Here is a 14263-nt window from a genome sequence, read left to right on the forward strand (position 1 = left end):
TTTTTGCGGGTACAAGTTTGATAATTAGGATATATTATCTGTATTACCGTAAGGGAAAATTAACATCATAGTCAAATTATAACACTTATTTTGCCAGTTTTAGTCATATAGGCACTACATCCTGTATTCATACCTACAATAAATGCGAAATAAAAAGTATACTAGACTTGATACAAAGAGAAAGGCGGCAGTTCTCATGCTGAAATCATATAAAACCGTTAAAGGATACGGAGAAGCCGAACAAACCATTCAAAAATCACGCTTCATCACCTATGTGAACCGTGTCGAATCAGAGGAGGAAGCCCTCAACTTCATCCAAACCATTAAGAAAAAACACTGGGATGCCACCCATAATTGCTCTGCCTACATGATCGGCGAGCAGGACCTCATCCAAAAAGCCAATGATGACGGTGAACCAAGCGGAACAGCCGGTGTTCCCATTCTCGAAGTCATCAAGAAAAAAGGTCTGAAGGACACTGCTGTTGTCGTCACCCGCTACTTCGGCGGCATCAAGCTAGGTGCCGGCGGCCTTATCCGTGCATACGGCGGCTCAGCCTCCCACGGAATAGACGAGACCGGCATCGTTGAACGAAGACTCATGACCATCATGAAATCAACCTTCGACTACACCTTGCTCGGCAAAATCGAGAATGAGCACCGCAACTCTCACTACGCCATCAAGGAAATTCATTATCTCGACAAGGTCATGATTGAATCCTATGTCGAAGAAGACGACAAACAAGCCTTCACCAGCTGGATGACCGACCTCTCAAACGGCCAAGCCTCCATCGAAGAAGGCGAACAGCTCTACCTGGAACACGACCTATGAGGATACAGAGATAAGGCATTCAGATACGCAGCGTATCTGGATGCCTTTTTATTTGTCTTTCTATGGAAAGGCCACCGATAGCACAAATCAAGGGATTCTGCCATCTCCAGAGTATGCTTCCAAATCAAAACAGCGTAATAGAAGAGGTTTTTGAAGAGATTTAGTTGAAAAATGACCGTTTCCCTTCAGAAAAAAAGTCAAGTCCTCAATTTTGTGTAAATTACTAAAACAACTGTTTTCCGCTAACTTAGTTTGATTGGTTTGTTGTTTCCCCCTACATTTTTTTGAGCGAAACTTCCATGGTTCCCTAGCTCACAATCAGTGAAGGTTGTCAAAGACGCCCTTTCCTTTGACTACCTTCACTGATTGTGAAATCATCATGGATGGAAGTTTAAAATAGACCTATTTACCAAGAGATTTTTTCTTGTCATAGCTAGATTCTTGATAATGCATCAAAACAGCTCCCACTAACCGAAACGCAGATTGGGTGTTTGGAAAAATCCGTATGACCTTTTCTCTTCTGCGGACTTCCTGATTTAGTCGTTCCAGTGAGTTTGTACTACGGATATGAGGATGCATCTTCGCGGGATGACTCATGTATTGGATGGTATCTTCATATCCATCATCAAGTATTTCCAGGGCCTTTTCATACTTAGGTTCGTCACTAAATTGCTTCATTAATTCCTCCTTGAAACGCCGGCTATCCTCTATTTTTACAGCTCCGAATACTCGCTTGATCATGCTCCGTATTTCTTCCGAATTCTTTTTGGGAAGCTTCTCGATTATGTTGCGCTTAAAATGGACATTACATCTTTGCCAGCTAGTCCCAATGAACTCACGCTGGATGGCCTTCTGTAAACCCTGATGTGCATCGGAAATCACGAGTTTTGGGGATTGGAGACCACGAGATTTAAGCTGTTGGAAAAATCTCGACCAACTTTCGAAGCTTTCCACATGATCTATGCTCAAGCCGAGGATTTCCCTTTTGTTTTTCTCCGTTATAGCTGTCGCTATATAGACAGCTTTTGATACAACCCGATGGTTTTCCCGCACTTTAATGTACATGGCATCCACGAAAAGATAAGGATAAGTATCCATATTTAATGGTCTATTTGCCCACTCGTTCACAACGGGATCCAACTTTTGAGTAAGAGAAGAAACAAATGATTTAGAGACACTTTCACCGCAAAGCTGTTCGATGATATGTGTTACCTTACGGGTAGAGACTCCATTGATCACCATTTCCAGCATGGATAAGATGAAGGCTTGGTCACAACGAGCATATTTCTCGAAGACCGTAGGGGAGAAGTCACCACTTCGAGTTCTGGGAACCCTCAACTCAAGCTTGCCGATACTCATCGTCAACTCACGATCATAGTAGCCGTTTCGAAAATCACGTCGCTGGTTGGTGCGCTCATAAGCCGAGGCTTGGATGAACTCATCTCTCTCTTTCTCCATGTACTCGTTTAAGACCAATACAACCGCCGATTTAATGACAGTATCTAGATTAGAATTAATAACGGATTCTTTTAAAATGTCCATATCAAGGTTAAACTGTAACTGAGTCATTTATATTCCTCTTTTCCACTAATTTTTCGTAGCTGAAAACAGTGTTGCCAAGAGTGAATAAAATGACTCTCTTTTTTTACACAATTATATGGACTTAATCAGAAAAAACCGTCAGCTTGTTCGTTTTGACCTTTGGCGGGATGATGGGCCTCTTTTTCTGCTTGGAATAAGCCTGATTTCATGGTTTATGGGCGAAATTGGAGTGGTATGGGCGAAACTGCTCCTGAGTTTAAGCAAAAACTCCAACGTATAGGTCAATTCCCCCAAGATTGAGCCAAGTGTTACGACCAGTACGCGCCACAAAACACTCAAAAAGTCCATAAAATAAAAAGACAAACCCCAAATAGGTTTGCCTGAACCATATCTCTATCCTATTTCTCTACGGACACCTTCGCATCCCATTTATCTACGACCGTGACCCCCACGTTTTGGAATGTATTCATCTCTTCGAATATATTTGGTACTTCATCTAATGAAATGGTCTTTGTCACTAAAGCACCGGGCTTTAGTTTACCTGACTCAACCATTCCGAGCATGCTTGGATAGCGGGATGGCTGCATACCGAGCGAACCGATGAGCTGAATTTCCGCTTGGACGATGAAGTCAATCGGAAGAGGAATCATTCCTTGTTCTTCTCTTGTCGTCAAGCCAATTTGCAGATGGCGGCCGCGTTTACGTAGTCCACTGATCGCTGCTTGGCATGTCTGCTTAATGCCAAGTGCGTCTACAGACACATGGGCGCCGCCTCTCGTAATCTCCCTAACAGCCTGGGCCGGGTTAACCTCCTTCGCATTCACCGTTGCGACCGCTCCCAATTGCTTAGCAAGCTCCAGCTTATCCTCTCCGATATCTACGGCAATAACATTTGCTCCGAGTGCGCTTGCAATCTGGATTGCGGATAATCCGACACCTCCGCAGCCATGGACTGCGACCCACTCACCGCCCTTTACATCTGCTTGGTCAGTGACTCCATGGAAGGCCGTCATGAAGCGGCATCCCATCCCGGCAGCCTCCACGAAGCTGATGGACTCCGGCAAATGCACCAAATTCAAATCGGCATTTGGCACAGCGGTATAACGTCCATATCCGCCCCATGTCGAAAAGCCGAGCAGTTGGATATTGGAACAAATATTATGATGTCCGCTCTGACAGTACGGACATGTACCGTCACCGACCGTGAACGGAGCAATGACTCGGTCTCCTTTCTTAAAGTTCTTCACATTCCTTCCGACCTCTTCCACCACACCTGAGAACTCATGACCGAGAATATGCGGCAAAGGGAGGGCAATTCCTATCCAGTCCCAGTCTCCCTGCCATGCATGCCAATCGCTTCGGCATACGCCATTCGCCTCAACCTTAATGACGACTCCATCATCAGCACACTCTGGATCTGGCATTTCTCTCACGACCAACGGTTTCCGCAATTCCTCCATTACTAATGCCCGCATTTTCTTCCTCCTCCACCAGATTAGAAAGCGCTTACAATATGCAATTGACAAAGGATGCGATTGAACTATTTACATTGTACTAGCCTGCTAAACAGCGGGTCAATGCCAATCGCTCTACATATTCCGCCATAACATCGGTTCAGTTTACAGCACTCGACCTTGGACACAATTTCCAGATAACCAAGCTGTAAATGGAGGTAAATAAATAGAGAATAGGTCGATTTCACAGAAAGGAGGTGAGGGATTATGTGGCTCTTTCTCGGTATATTAGCAGCGGCAGCAGCCATTATTATTCTCCTTTTGGGATTCCGGAGAACCGACCGCTTACGAAAAAGGTATTTCATCATTAGCGGATGCTTATTTGCCGTCTCCGTTATCCTAATTCTAATCTATACATTCATTATTGTGCCGCTTCATGGAATCCGTATGGAGCTAGATAACAATCCACCTGAAGAAGTCGCTTTAGCACAAGAGTCTATAGAAGTGACTGGCAAGGTGGACCACGCGAGTTCTTTGATCGTAAACGGTGAAAAGGTAACTATTAAGGACAATGGTGAATTCTCGGCAAATATCCCAGTTGAGAAAGGAAAAAACACGATTGTGTTTACCGCCAGCAATTACGTAACCGATAAGGAATACAGCTATACAGTTAAACGGAAGAATCCTGATATTCCGCTTACCCTTAAATATGATAAAAACATTGAAGTCTTAACGTATACGATTAAGGGAACAACGGAGCCTGATGCCAAAGTCACCCTCATTCAGGATGGAGCGAAGCTGGACGAAGCAACCTCCGATCAAGATGGGCATTTTTCTTTTACCGTAGATACGACAGATGAAGGCACCTATCAATATACCATCGTATCCACTAAAGAGAACTTCACGACCATTACAAAGGATGTGTCCATTAAACGGACGTTGACCGACATTCCACTTGAGCTTTCTTATGATGAGGAGATTACAGTACCAAGCTATCAATTGAAAGGGGTTACAGAGGCTGGTGCGATGGTCACCATCACTGATAAGGATGGTAAAGTAATCGATAAAGTGAAGACCGGCAAGGATGGCAGCTTTTCTTTCAAACTTAATACCTTTAAAGAAGGAACTTACACTTATACCATTTCTTCATCATTACGCGGCTATAACACCAGCACAGAGGAAATCACGCTCGATAGAACCTGGACAGCTGTTAAGCTGGATGTAGATTACGAGAGCAGTATACAAACAAAGACAACGACCATCAAAGGAACAACCCAAGCCGGAGCATCGGTCACCATCCATAAAGGTGACTCAAAAGTCGGCGCAACCAAAGCTGGTAAAGACGGAAAATTCTCCATGAAGGTGGATACGGCTGAGGAAGGTACGTACGACTTTACAGTTGAAGCTAAGCTCAAAGGCTATAATGCCCATTCGGAAGATATCTCTATTGAACGGACAATGTCAGCAGCAGAAAAACGTGCCAGCGCTAAGACCATTTCGTTTGCCCAGCTTGAGAAAAATCCAGATAAATATGACGGAGAATATGTGAAATATACCGGAGAAATTCTCCAAATCAGCGAGGGCTATTTCATGACCGGCATCCGTCTTGCTGTTACGCAAACATCCTATGGATGGTATTCAGCAGATGATGTTATTTGGGTTGAATATGTCGGAACGACCGACTTTGTTGAAGAGGATGTTGTGACCGTCTATGGCGAAATTACGGGCACCTATTCCTATACATCTATTGCTGGATGGGAAATTACCATTCCTGCGATGGAAGCCGACACCATTGAATAAGCCAAAAAAGAAACCATGCTCCTACGAGCATGGTTTCTTATCTCAAGGCACTTTTTCGGATTTGATTTTGAAATCGTTCCAAGGAATCCTTCCAGGTTGGAACATAAAATCCTGTTTCCTTCACCTTATCAAGTGACATGACGGAGTATGACGGCCTTTTGGCCTTCTGCGGGAATTCCTCTGAGCTGACAGGCAAGACCATTACATCAATATTCTTCAGAATCTCGACAGCAAATTCATACCAGCTCGCCTCTTCATCATTGGAGAAATGATAGATTCCGCTTTCCGGCCTTACCTCAATCACATGCTTCATAAAGCTGGCTAAATCAGGCGCATAGGTAGGGCGCCCATACTGATCGGCTACGCCCTTTAAGACATTTTTCCTCTCTGCTGATTTCAGCATCGTATAGACAAAATTCTGCCCATGCTCGCCAAACACCCAGGATGTGCGGATGATATAGGCATCCGGGCAATAGTACCGAACCGCTTGTTCACCCGCCAGCTTGGCTTTCCCATACTCATTGAGCGGATTAGGCTCATCCTCTGGTGTATAAGGACTTGTTTTCCTACCATCAAACACATAATCCGTGCTGATAGTCATAAGCTTTGCACCGACCTCATGAGCAGCCTTACTGATATTGACTGACCCCTCACGGTTGATTTTCCAATTCGCCTCTAAGCCATCACCTTCTGCCTGTTCGACATTCGTATAGGCCGCACAGTGCAGAATCCAATCCGGACGAAAATCGCAGACCTTTTTCATGACTTGCTCTGCATTCGTAATATCAAGCTCTTGTCGATCAAATCCCCGCACCTCATAGTCGCCGTCCTGGCTCAATAGGCTGACTGTCTCTGTCCCTAGTTGTCCGTTCGCTCCGGTTACGAGTATTTTCATCATTAAATTCCCAACTTTGCGCGTTCTTTCAACGGACGCCACCATTCCTCATGATTCAAATACCATTGAATGGTTTCAACAATTCCTGTATCAAACGTATATTTCGGTTTCCAGCCAAGCTCGGTCTCCAGCTTAGTCGGATCAATGGCATAACGCAGATCATGTCCAAGGCGGTCCTTCACGTATTTGATCCGGCTCTTTGGAATCTTTAAGTAATCGGTGATCATCTCAACAATCTCATTATTCGTCCGCTCATTATGGCCGCCGACATTATACACTTCCCCGCTTTTCCCTTTATGAAGGACAAGGTCAATAGCGGCACAATGGTCGGTGACATGGAGCCAGTCACGGATATTCTTCCCGTTTCCGTATATAGGCAGGTCTTCCCCGTCCAATCCGTTCGTAATCATAAGCGGAATTAGTTTCTCCGGAAAATGATAAGGACCGTAATTATTGGAACAGCGGGTAATATTAACGTTCAATCCATACGTTTCATGATAGGAGCGGACTAATAAATCAGCCCCTGCTTTGCTGGCTGAATAAGGGCTGTTCGGGGCAAGCGGTGTATCCTCGGTGAAATAGCCGGTTTCCCCTAATGACCCATACACTTCATCTGTTGACACCTGGAGATAGCGCTCAACACCACAGCTCCTTGCCGCCTCAAGCAGATTCAAGGTTCCTTGGACATTCGTTTCAATGAATATGCCAGGGTTTTCAATACTCCGGTCCACATGGGATTCAGCTGCGAAGTTAACAATGGCGTCAATATCATGGTCCTTGATAAGCTCTGGCACAAGCAATCTATCCGTAATATTCCCTTCAACAAAAAGATGATTTGGATTGTCTTTCAAATCATCCAAATTATGAATATTGCCCGCATACGTCAATAAATCCAGATTCACGATTTTCTTATCAGGGTAGCTCTCCAGAATATGCCGGACAAAGTTGCTGCCTATGAACCCTGCCCCGCCAGTCACTAATAGATTCACGTTCAACCCTCCCAAACAAAGTTATTTTCAGCTTCTGCTAATACTGGGTGCATGCTGTCTTTTTTCGATAGGATTGGTTCTGAAACTGGCCAATCAATCGCAAGCTCAGGGTCATCCCAAGCAATTCCTCGGTCATACTCGGGTGAATATAATTCATCCACCTTATACAGCACATTCACATTCTCCGTGATGGTACAAAATCCATGGGCAAATCCCTCGGGAACAAGCAGCTTGCGCTTATTATGTTCACTTAATATGTACCCTTCCCATTGCCCATAAGTTGGAGAACCTTTTCTCATATCAACAACCACATCATAAATAGCCCCTGTTACGACACGTATAAGCTTAGCCTGTGCCTTCGGGGCCAATTGATAATGCAAACCTCGAATGACGCCTGCTTCCTTCGACAGAGAATGATTATCCTGGACAAATTTCTCAAGGATACCGATTTCATGGAACATGGTCTCATTATAGCTCTCAAGGAAAAATCCACGATAGTCTCCAAAGACTTTCGGTTCAATCAGCTTTACCCCTTGCAGCAAACTGTCAATAACCTGCATCCTATTCCTTCTTTCGCTATTATTTGTTCTTGTTCAAATGAGTTGATGATAATAAATCTTAGGCAGAATCTATCCATCTTGAAAACACGGAAATTTTGTACGTTATAAAGAATCTACATCCCTATCGTATTAAATATAGAGAAACTAATCTAGAGCTTCGACATTATCTTTCAAAGTTTTTACAGCATAAAAAAACTGCCCCGTTACAGGGCAGCCTTTGACGATTATTTAAGCACCATACCGCTTTGTTTCTGAATCGCTCTTTCACGGAAAAGCTTACGTTGCACATCATCCATCGCTTTATATTCTTTCACAAAACGCTTGTACTCCGGTAATACTTCATCCGTTGTTCCGTATTGCTTCAATTCACCATACTCCAGCCAAATGGCTTTGTTACAGAAATCATTGATCTGCTTCATCGAATGGCTGACAAAGAAGATGGTCTTTCCGCTGTCACGGAAGCTATACATCTTTTTCTTAGATTTCTCTGCAAATCCTTGGTCACCGACCGACAAAGCTTCATCAATGATGAGGATATCCGGATCAACGGTGACCGAAATCGCAAATCCTAATCTTGATTTCATCCCGCTGGAGTACTTTTTGACAGGCTGATCAATGAATTTGCCAATATCAGCGAATTCAATGATATGCGGCTCCATTTGCTTGATTTCTTTTTTCGAGAAACCTAGCATGAGGCATTTCAGCTCGATATTTTCACGACCGGTCAATTGATTGTTCAGCCCAGAAGCAATCGCAATCAAGGACGTTTGCCCGATAGTTTCCACTGTCCCTGAGGAAGGAGGGATAATACCAGCGATAATATTGGAGAGCGTTGATTTTCCGGAGCCATTTACTCCGACTAGCCCTATGACATCTCCTTTACCTGCAGTGAAACTGATATCCTGCAAGGCATAGAAATCCTCTCCGCGTCCGCCTGGAAGAATAATGTCCAGCAGCTTATCAGCCGGTTTGCTATGCATACGATATTTTTTGAAAACATTCTTTAGAATGACCGTATCACTCATATTCATTCACCCCATTCTTACAAATAATCCACGAAATGATTTCTGAATTTGACATGCAGTACAGATCCGATTAATAACAGGACAAGAGTTAATCCCCAGAAGTAGAGGGTATAATTCAAATTCTCTATAAAGTACCATCCTGTACCAAGCAAGGAGGCTCGGTAGCCCTCCGCAATATAGGTGAGCGGATTAATCTTAATCAGGATCTGCAGTCCATCTGGAAGCCTGGAGCTGTGCCAAATTAATGGAGTGATATAGAAAACCATCCTCATAATCGCTTGGACAACCATTTGGATATCCCGAATAAGCATCGCAAGTGTCGAAGTAATAAGAGTCAAGGCTAATATAAAGACATACACAGCCAACATAAAGTATGGCACCTGGACATAATAAACGGAAATAGGGAATCCCCCAAATTGCAGGATAATCATCACAATGACCAAAATCATGAGATGTTGATACAATTTGGACATGATGACAAAGGACGGAATCGTACTCATCGGGAAACTCATCTTCGCAATCATATTGATTCGCTTATGGATGGACTTCGTTGCTTCCAAAATAGCTGGATTGGCAAAGAACCAAACAACGATCCCAGAGAGCATCCAATAAATGAACGGTATCCCGTCAATATCCTGTCCTCCGCGAATCCCGATACCGAAAATAAGCCAGTAAATACCTATCTGAATCATTGGGTTAATGAATTCCCAGAGAATCCCTAAATAATTATTCGTGTTGGCACTTTTCATTTCAAACATCGCCAACCGCTGTATTAAATAAAATGATTGTATTTGTTCTCGTATTACCTTAAACATTGACTTCATAAGAGTTGAAATTCCTTCCCATGTTGATGCGATTATTCGATTACAGTGCACGCTGTTTTGAAACGATCGGCTTCTGATCGAATAAATAGCTGACCAAGTTCTCACTTGAGTGCCCCTTGGAGTATTTATTCCATTTACGTGAGAATTCTTCTATTTGGTTCATATCAAAATCATTCTGTTTAATTGTGTTAATGATGTCTTCTGTTGTTTTCACAACAGGTCCCGGCACCATCTGTTCATAATTCTCCCATAATCCCCGATCAGCCTCATAGGTATCCAAATCATAGGCAAAGAATATCATCGGTTTGTTTAATAAGGAGTATTCATAAGGAATGGACGAATAATCGGTAATTAAGACATCCGTTACGATTAGCAGCTCATTGATGTCATACTCATTAGAAGAATAATTTAACACGAAGTCTGTATACTTCTTACTGTAATCTTCCGCATGCTTGATTGCCGGATGCAATCGAAGAACCAGTACATAATCATCACTTAACTCCTTATACATCTTATCGAGGTCCATTTCAAGTTTAAAGCGGTCAAGCTCATGATCACGATAAGTCGGTGCATACAAAATAACCTTCTTATTCCATAGCAGCTCATTTTGTTTGGTCATTTCATTGAATATCCGTTCTTTTTCATTCTGGTTATAAAAGAAGTCTGTTCGGGGAATACCAGTTCTAAGAATATTTTCTCCCTTAACCCCAAATGCATTCATGAAATATTGGGCCATCGTATCCGAGCCAACAATAATTTTGCGAAAACGGGAGTATACTTTATGAAAGCGCTCCTGCGCACGTTTGGAGCGATGCTTCACCGAAGAATCCATCAGACCAAACTTTTTGATTGCTCCTGAAGCATGCCATAGCTGTACACATTCCACTTCCGGCTTGAAATGAGTAACCGCAAGAAAACCATAATAATTATCGACAAAAACATATCTGGATGTTGCCAGGTGGTAAGCCATTCTCACCAAATCAATTGGATTAGCACCACCCATATTTACAACGGCAGCATCTTCATAAATTTGAAACCGATTCTGACTATTTCCTTTACATAAAAAAACCACGTCAAAAGAAATATTCTTTCGACGCATTTCTTCATAAACATATTGTGAATTATCACCAAAGGATACGACAAATGTGACTTTATCTTTTAATGGAATCCATTTAAATGTACCAAATAATAATCTAAAAACAAGCAAATACGCTTCTATTAACCATTCTCTAATCATTATTCACCTTACTGATTTCTGACATTAATTGCACCCCGAAGACACCCGTTGTCCTCGGCAAATATATGCCCTCAGATAATCAAATTTTCCTTTCTTCACTCATCCTCGATCACAATGAATCGTTCGTTCATAAGATCACTCAAGGATGATGTTGCGACCTGCTGCTTTAACAGCCTTCTTATTCTCCATTATGAACTCATTGGCAGACAAGCCAATAATCAAATAAGCGGCCAATCAGGATGATCATTCTTCTCTCCTAAGCTAGCTTGCTCGCAAACTGGCAGTTGACCTTTTCCATAGAGTGAGGTAAAACCTCTGCTATATTATATAACTCATCCCTATAAGTTTCAAACCTGCCGAGAAAGGCTTTATTGTTAAATGGTGAAATAATTTACTGTTTATCCTTATATCTATCTACATTGCTTAAGAATGGTTTTCTATGAAATTACCCATTCAACAATCGCAATAGATAGCTTCCTTGGCACCAGCCGACCGTGCCATTGGAAAGCTTCACCTTGTACCAGCCGTTACTTGTTACCGGTACATTGCTCGAATTAAGGACTAAATGAACATACTGATAATTTGAGAGCTTGCCGATAACTGAACCGGATGTGCTTGGTGTCGAGCGCACATTTAAACTGCTCGCACTCACCCGTGCCAGATTCTTTACGCTCATATAGCTGGAGTAGCTGCTCATGCTAATCTTGTTCGTATAATACGTCTTGCCGTTATACGTCACACGGAACCAATAATCATTGTATTTCGAGACTAAGTAGAACGACTTGCCGCTGGTGATGGTCGCAGCAACAGTCGAGGATCCCTTTGTCGAATAGAGCTTAATCGACGTCTTCGCTATCGCTAAAGTCCCGCTTGGGAAGGTATCACTTCCGCTTGGGAAACTAGGGTACGCTGGATAAGTTTTATTAGGTGTCCTGTTCTTCGCTCCCTCTTTGCTAAAGGGGAGGATATTCTCCATATGCTTCGCAATCGATCTTCCCCAATTAGAGTCCGATGCATAGTAAAAGTTCATCCCAGTGCTCAAGCTGTCAATCCTTTTTCCATCTGCGCCCTTCACCGTGTAGCCAAGATACGCTCCTTTATATTTCCAGGAGCTCGGATTTAAATACGTCGCCTTCATCTCTTGAGCAAGATAATTGATGCAGCTTTCAACGGAGGAGAATTTCACCGCACTGACAAAAGGCGAGCTGTCATATGCCCCGAAACCGAATAAATTATTCTTCGCCTTCGCAATCGTTGATTTCCCGTAATTACTCTCATGAATCGCATGGGCAGCCAAATAGAGCGCATTTACCCCATACTTCTTCCCGGCAGAAATAAACGCACTCCCCTTCCCGTACAATACGCTGTTGGAGGAAGTTGTATACTTCGCAATGTACTGATTAATTTGCGCAGCTGTCACCGAGGACTCAGTTCTTAAATCCATCATTAAATAAGACGTGCTTGTCTGCTCAGCGGAAGAAGAGCTGCTTGAAACGAGATAGGAGGCGGATACATAACCAGATACCCCGCCATAGGTCACCTTATACCAGCTGCTATTATACTTTGTCGCCTTAATGGTTGTTCCCTTCGGAATAAACCCGAGTTTTGATGAAGCGGTAGAGGCGGTCTTACGAATATTCAAGTTTGCCGTTGTTACGTAAGATTGAGAAACCTCTCCATCCGTTGAAGTGCCCGTGGAGTTGGTCGTGTCTTTCATCAAATAACTGCCGCTCACCCAACCGGTCAGACCATTATAGTTAACCTTGTACCAACTGCCTGATTTCGCCGTAGCTGTAACGGTCTTTCCCTTTGGAATCATGGTTAAAATATTGCCGCTCATGGAGGCGGAGGAACGCAAATTTAAATTGGCTGTTGTCTTGTATTTAGTTGCCGCAATGCTCGTCCCAGCAGAGGTCTGCTTTGAGAATTGCTTAATGTTTACATAACCCGTCTTGCTTCCATAGGTTACTTTATACCAATCCCCAATCGTGGATACCGCCTTAACCGTTGCTCCTTTTGGAATGGAGGTAAGCTTTGAATAAGCCGTACCAGCAAAGCTGTAAAGGCTGGTTGCTGTATCCGCCTTATAGGTAGCTGCAGGGATAGACTTTTCCGTCATTTTTTTCACTTGGGTTGATTGAATATAGTAGTAGGAATTATTATATAGCACCCGGTACCACGTGGCGCCCGTACTAGTGACGACCTTTTGCGTAGACTTGAAGACATTCCCAGACTTAATCGAATAAACGACTGTACTTGATGTGCTCGCAGATTTATACAGCTTGCTCGTTCCCGTTGTCGCATAATAGGTAAGACTCGTTGCCGTGGTCGTGTTATATGCCTTCAAATACGTACCGCTGACCCAGCCCGTCTTGCCTCCATACGACACCTTATACCAATTGCCTGACTTAGCCGTTGCCGTTACAACCTTCCCCTTCGGAATGAGGAGGTAGCTGGAACTGCTCGTAGAGGCCTTAGAACGGAGATACAAATTGGCTGTCGTCTTGAACTTTGTTGCCTTGATAGCCGTCTGTGATGATGTATTAGACGAGGAAGACGAGGCCTTGATATATTTGCTGCTAACATACCCCGACTTCGAGCCATATTTCACCTTATACCAGCTGCCGCTTTTTGAGACATAGGTAACCGTCTTCCCTTTCGGAATCGTCGTGACAATAGCTGAACTTGTAGAAGCCTTTGTACGCAAGTTTAGATTAGCTGTCGTTGTATAGACCTTCGTGACCTTTTTTAAGTACCGCGAGCTTACGTACCCCGTTCTTGTACCATACTGCACTTTATACCAGTCACCAGTCTTTGATATGTAAATGACTTGCTTTCCTTTAGGAATAGTCATTGAAATTTTGCTGTTCATACTACTCTTAGAACGCATATGTAAATTGGCTGTCGTCTCGTAATAGACCGTACTCGCCGCCTCAGCCTTTAAGCCGCCCAGTTTCTCCGGCAGGTCAGATCCATTGCCTAAATATAAGCCTGACGTCACTAGCATGGACGCCGCTATCAGCTTATTTGAAAATGAATTAGTCTCACTCACCTTCGTCCCTCCTCAACTTAAACTATTCTAAAATAGCACTATTATTTTTATTTTCT

At 43.3% G+C, this 14263-nt stretch carries 12 protein-coding genes; 3 read left to right on the forward strand and 9 right to left on the reverse strand.

Going from position 1 to position 14263, the window contains the following annotated elements:
* Window positions 1–196: 196 nt before the first annotated feature.
* Window positions 197–829 carry a YigZ family protein gene (locus ACY8DX_RS19605; protein WP_049669409.1) on the forward strand — a complete coding sequence of 211 codons (633 nt, stop codon included), beginning with the start codon at window positions 197–199 and terminating at the stop codon, window positions 827–829.
* Between the two features lie 402 nt (window positions 830–1231).
* On the opposite strand, the gene ACY8DX_RS19610 is transcribed toward ACY8DX_RS19605, so the two are convergent.
* Window positions 1232–2398, reverse strand: coding sequence for an IS256 family transposase (locus ACY8DX_RS19610; protein ID WP_462405874.1), 1167 nt, complete (start codon window positions 2396–2398; stop codon window positions 1232–1234).
* Between the two features lie 88 nt (window positions 2399–2486).
* Between ACY8DX_RS19610 and ACY8DX_RS19615 the strand changes: the two genes are divergently transcribed.
* Complete coding sequence (locus tag ACY8DX_RS19615) at window positions 2487–2651, forward strand: hypothetical protein (RefSeq protein ID WP_462405875.1); 165 nt, start codon at window positions 2487–2489, stop codon at window positions 2649–2651.
* 118 nt (window positions 2652–2769) lie between these two features.
* Here ACY8DX_RS19615 and ACY8DX_RS19620 read toward each other — a convergent pair whose 3' ends face one another.
* Window positions 2770–3846, reverse strand: coding sequence for a zinc-dependent alcohol dehydrogenase family protein (locus tag ACY8DX_RS19620; protein ID WP_049669408.1), 1077 nt, complete (start codon window positions 3844–3846; stop codon window positions 2770–2772).
* Window positions 3847–4092: 246 nt separating this feature from the next.
* Here ACY8DX_RS19620 and ACY8DX_RS19625 point away from each other — a divergent pair, with 246 nt between their 5' ends.
* The gene (locus ACY8DX_RS19625) at window positions 4093–5625 is read left to right on the forward strand and encodes an Ig-like domain-containing protein (protein WP_462405876.1); all 1533 of its coding nucleotides are present in this window, start codon (window positions 4093–4095) and stop codon (window positions 5623–5625) included.
* A gap of 37 nt (window positions 5626–5662) precedes the next feature.
* Here ACY8DX_RS19625 and rfbD read toward each other — a convergent pair whose 3' ends face one another.
* The 7 genes from rfbD to ACY8DX_RS19660 all read right to left on the reverse strand — a co-directional run bounded on the left by rfbD (window position 5663) and on the right by ACY8DX_RS19660 (window position 14207).
* On the reverse strand, window positions 5663–6520 hold the full coding sequence (gene rfbD, locus ACY8DX_RS19630; protein WP_462406989.1) for a dTDP-4-dehydrorhamnose reductase: 858 nt from the start codon (window positions 6518–6520) through the stop codon (window positions 5663–5665).
* A gap of 2 nt (window positions 6521–6522) precedes the next feature.
* A complete protein-coding gene (gene rfbB / locus ACY8DX_RS19635) occupies window positions 6523–7509 on the reverse strand; it encodes a dTDP-glucose 4,6-dehydratase (protein ID WP_462405877.1) in 987 nt (328 codons plus the stop codon).
* Window positions 7510–7511: 2 nt separating this feature from the next.
* Entirely contained in the window at window positions 7512–8069 is a 558-nt protein-coding gene (gene rfbC, locus ACY8DX_RS19640) for a dTDP-4-dehydrorhamnose 3,5-epimerase (protein ID WP_462405878.1), read from the reverse strand.
* A gap of 224 nt (window positions 8070–8293) precedes the next feature.
* Window positions 8294–9100, reverse strand: coding sequence for a teichoic acids export ABC transporter ATP-binding subunit TagH (tagH, locus tag ACY8DX_RS19645; protein ID WP_462405879.1), 807 nt, complete (start codon window positions 9098–9100; stop codon window positions 8294–8296).
* 11 nt (window positions 9101–9111) lie between these two features.
* Complete coding sequence (locus ACY8DX_RS19650) at window positions 9112–9918, reverse strand: ABC transporter permease (protein ID WP_049669402.1); 807 nt, start codon at window positions 9916–9918, stop codon at window positions 9112–9114.
* 40 nt (window positions 9919–9958) lie between these two features.
* The gene (locus ACY8DX_RS19655; protein WP_049669401.1) at window positions 9959–11155 is read right to left on the reverse strand and encodes a CDP-glycerol glycerophosphotransferase family protein; all 1197 of its coding nucleotides are present in this window, start codon (window positions 11153–11155) and stop codon (window positions 9959–9961) included.
* A 445-nt stretch (window positions 11156–11600) separates the two neighbouring features.
* Window positions 11601–14207: an SH3 domain-containing protein gene (locus ACY8DX_RS19660; RefSeq protein ID WP_462405880.1), complete on the reverse strand. Its 2607-nt coding sequence runs from the start codon at window positions 14205–14207 to the stop codon at window positions 11601–11603.
* Window positions 14208–14263: the final 56 nt, after the last annotated feature.

This window comes from Gracilibacillus sp. Marseille-QA3620 (assembly GCF_054950035.1).

Bases quoted from the DNA above. Each gene is read 5' to 3' on its own strand.
- ACY8DX_RS19620 (WP_049669408.1), bottom strand. From the start codon at position 3,846: ATGCGGGCATTAGTAATGGAGGAATTGCGGAAACCGTTGGTCGTGAGA.
- rfbC (WP_462405878.1), bottom strand. From the start codon at position 8,069: ATGCAGGTTATTGACAGTTTGCTGCAAGGGGTAAAGCTGATTGAACCG.
- rfbD (WP_462406989.1), bottom strand. From the start codon at position 6,520: ATGAAAATACTCGTAACCGGAGCGAACGGACAACTAGGGACAGAGACA.
- ACY8DX_RS19615 (WP_462405875.1), top strand. From the start codon at position 2,487: ATGGACTTAATCAGAAAAAACCGTCAGCTTGTTCGTTTTGACCTTTGG.
- tagH (WP_462405879.1), bottom strand. From the start codon at position 9,100: ATGAATATGAGTGATACGGTCATTCTAAAGAATGTTTTCAAAAAATAT.
- ACY8DX_RS19605 (WP_049669409.1), top strand. From the start codon at position 197: ATGCTGAAATCATATAAAACCGTTAAAGGATACGGAGAAGCCGAACAA.
- ACY8DX_RS19655 (WP_049669401.1), bottom strand. From the start codon at position 11,155: ATGATTAGAGAATGGTTAATAGAAGCGTATTTGCTTGTTTTTAGATTA.
- ACY8DX_RS19610 (WP_462405874.1), bottom strand. From the start codon at position 2,398: ATGACTCAGTTACAGTTTAACCTTGATATGGACATTTTAAAAGAATCC.
- ACY8DX_RS19625 (WP_462405876.1), top strand. From the start codon at position 4,093: ATGTGGCTCTTTCTCGGTATATTAGCAGCGGCAGCAGCCATTATTATT.
- ACY8DX_RS19650 (WP_049669402.1), bottom strand. From the start codon at position 9,918: ATGAAGTCAATGTTTAAGGTAATACGAGAACAAATACAATCATTTTAT.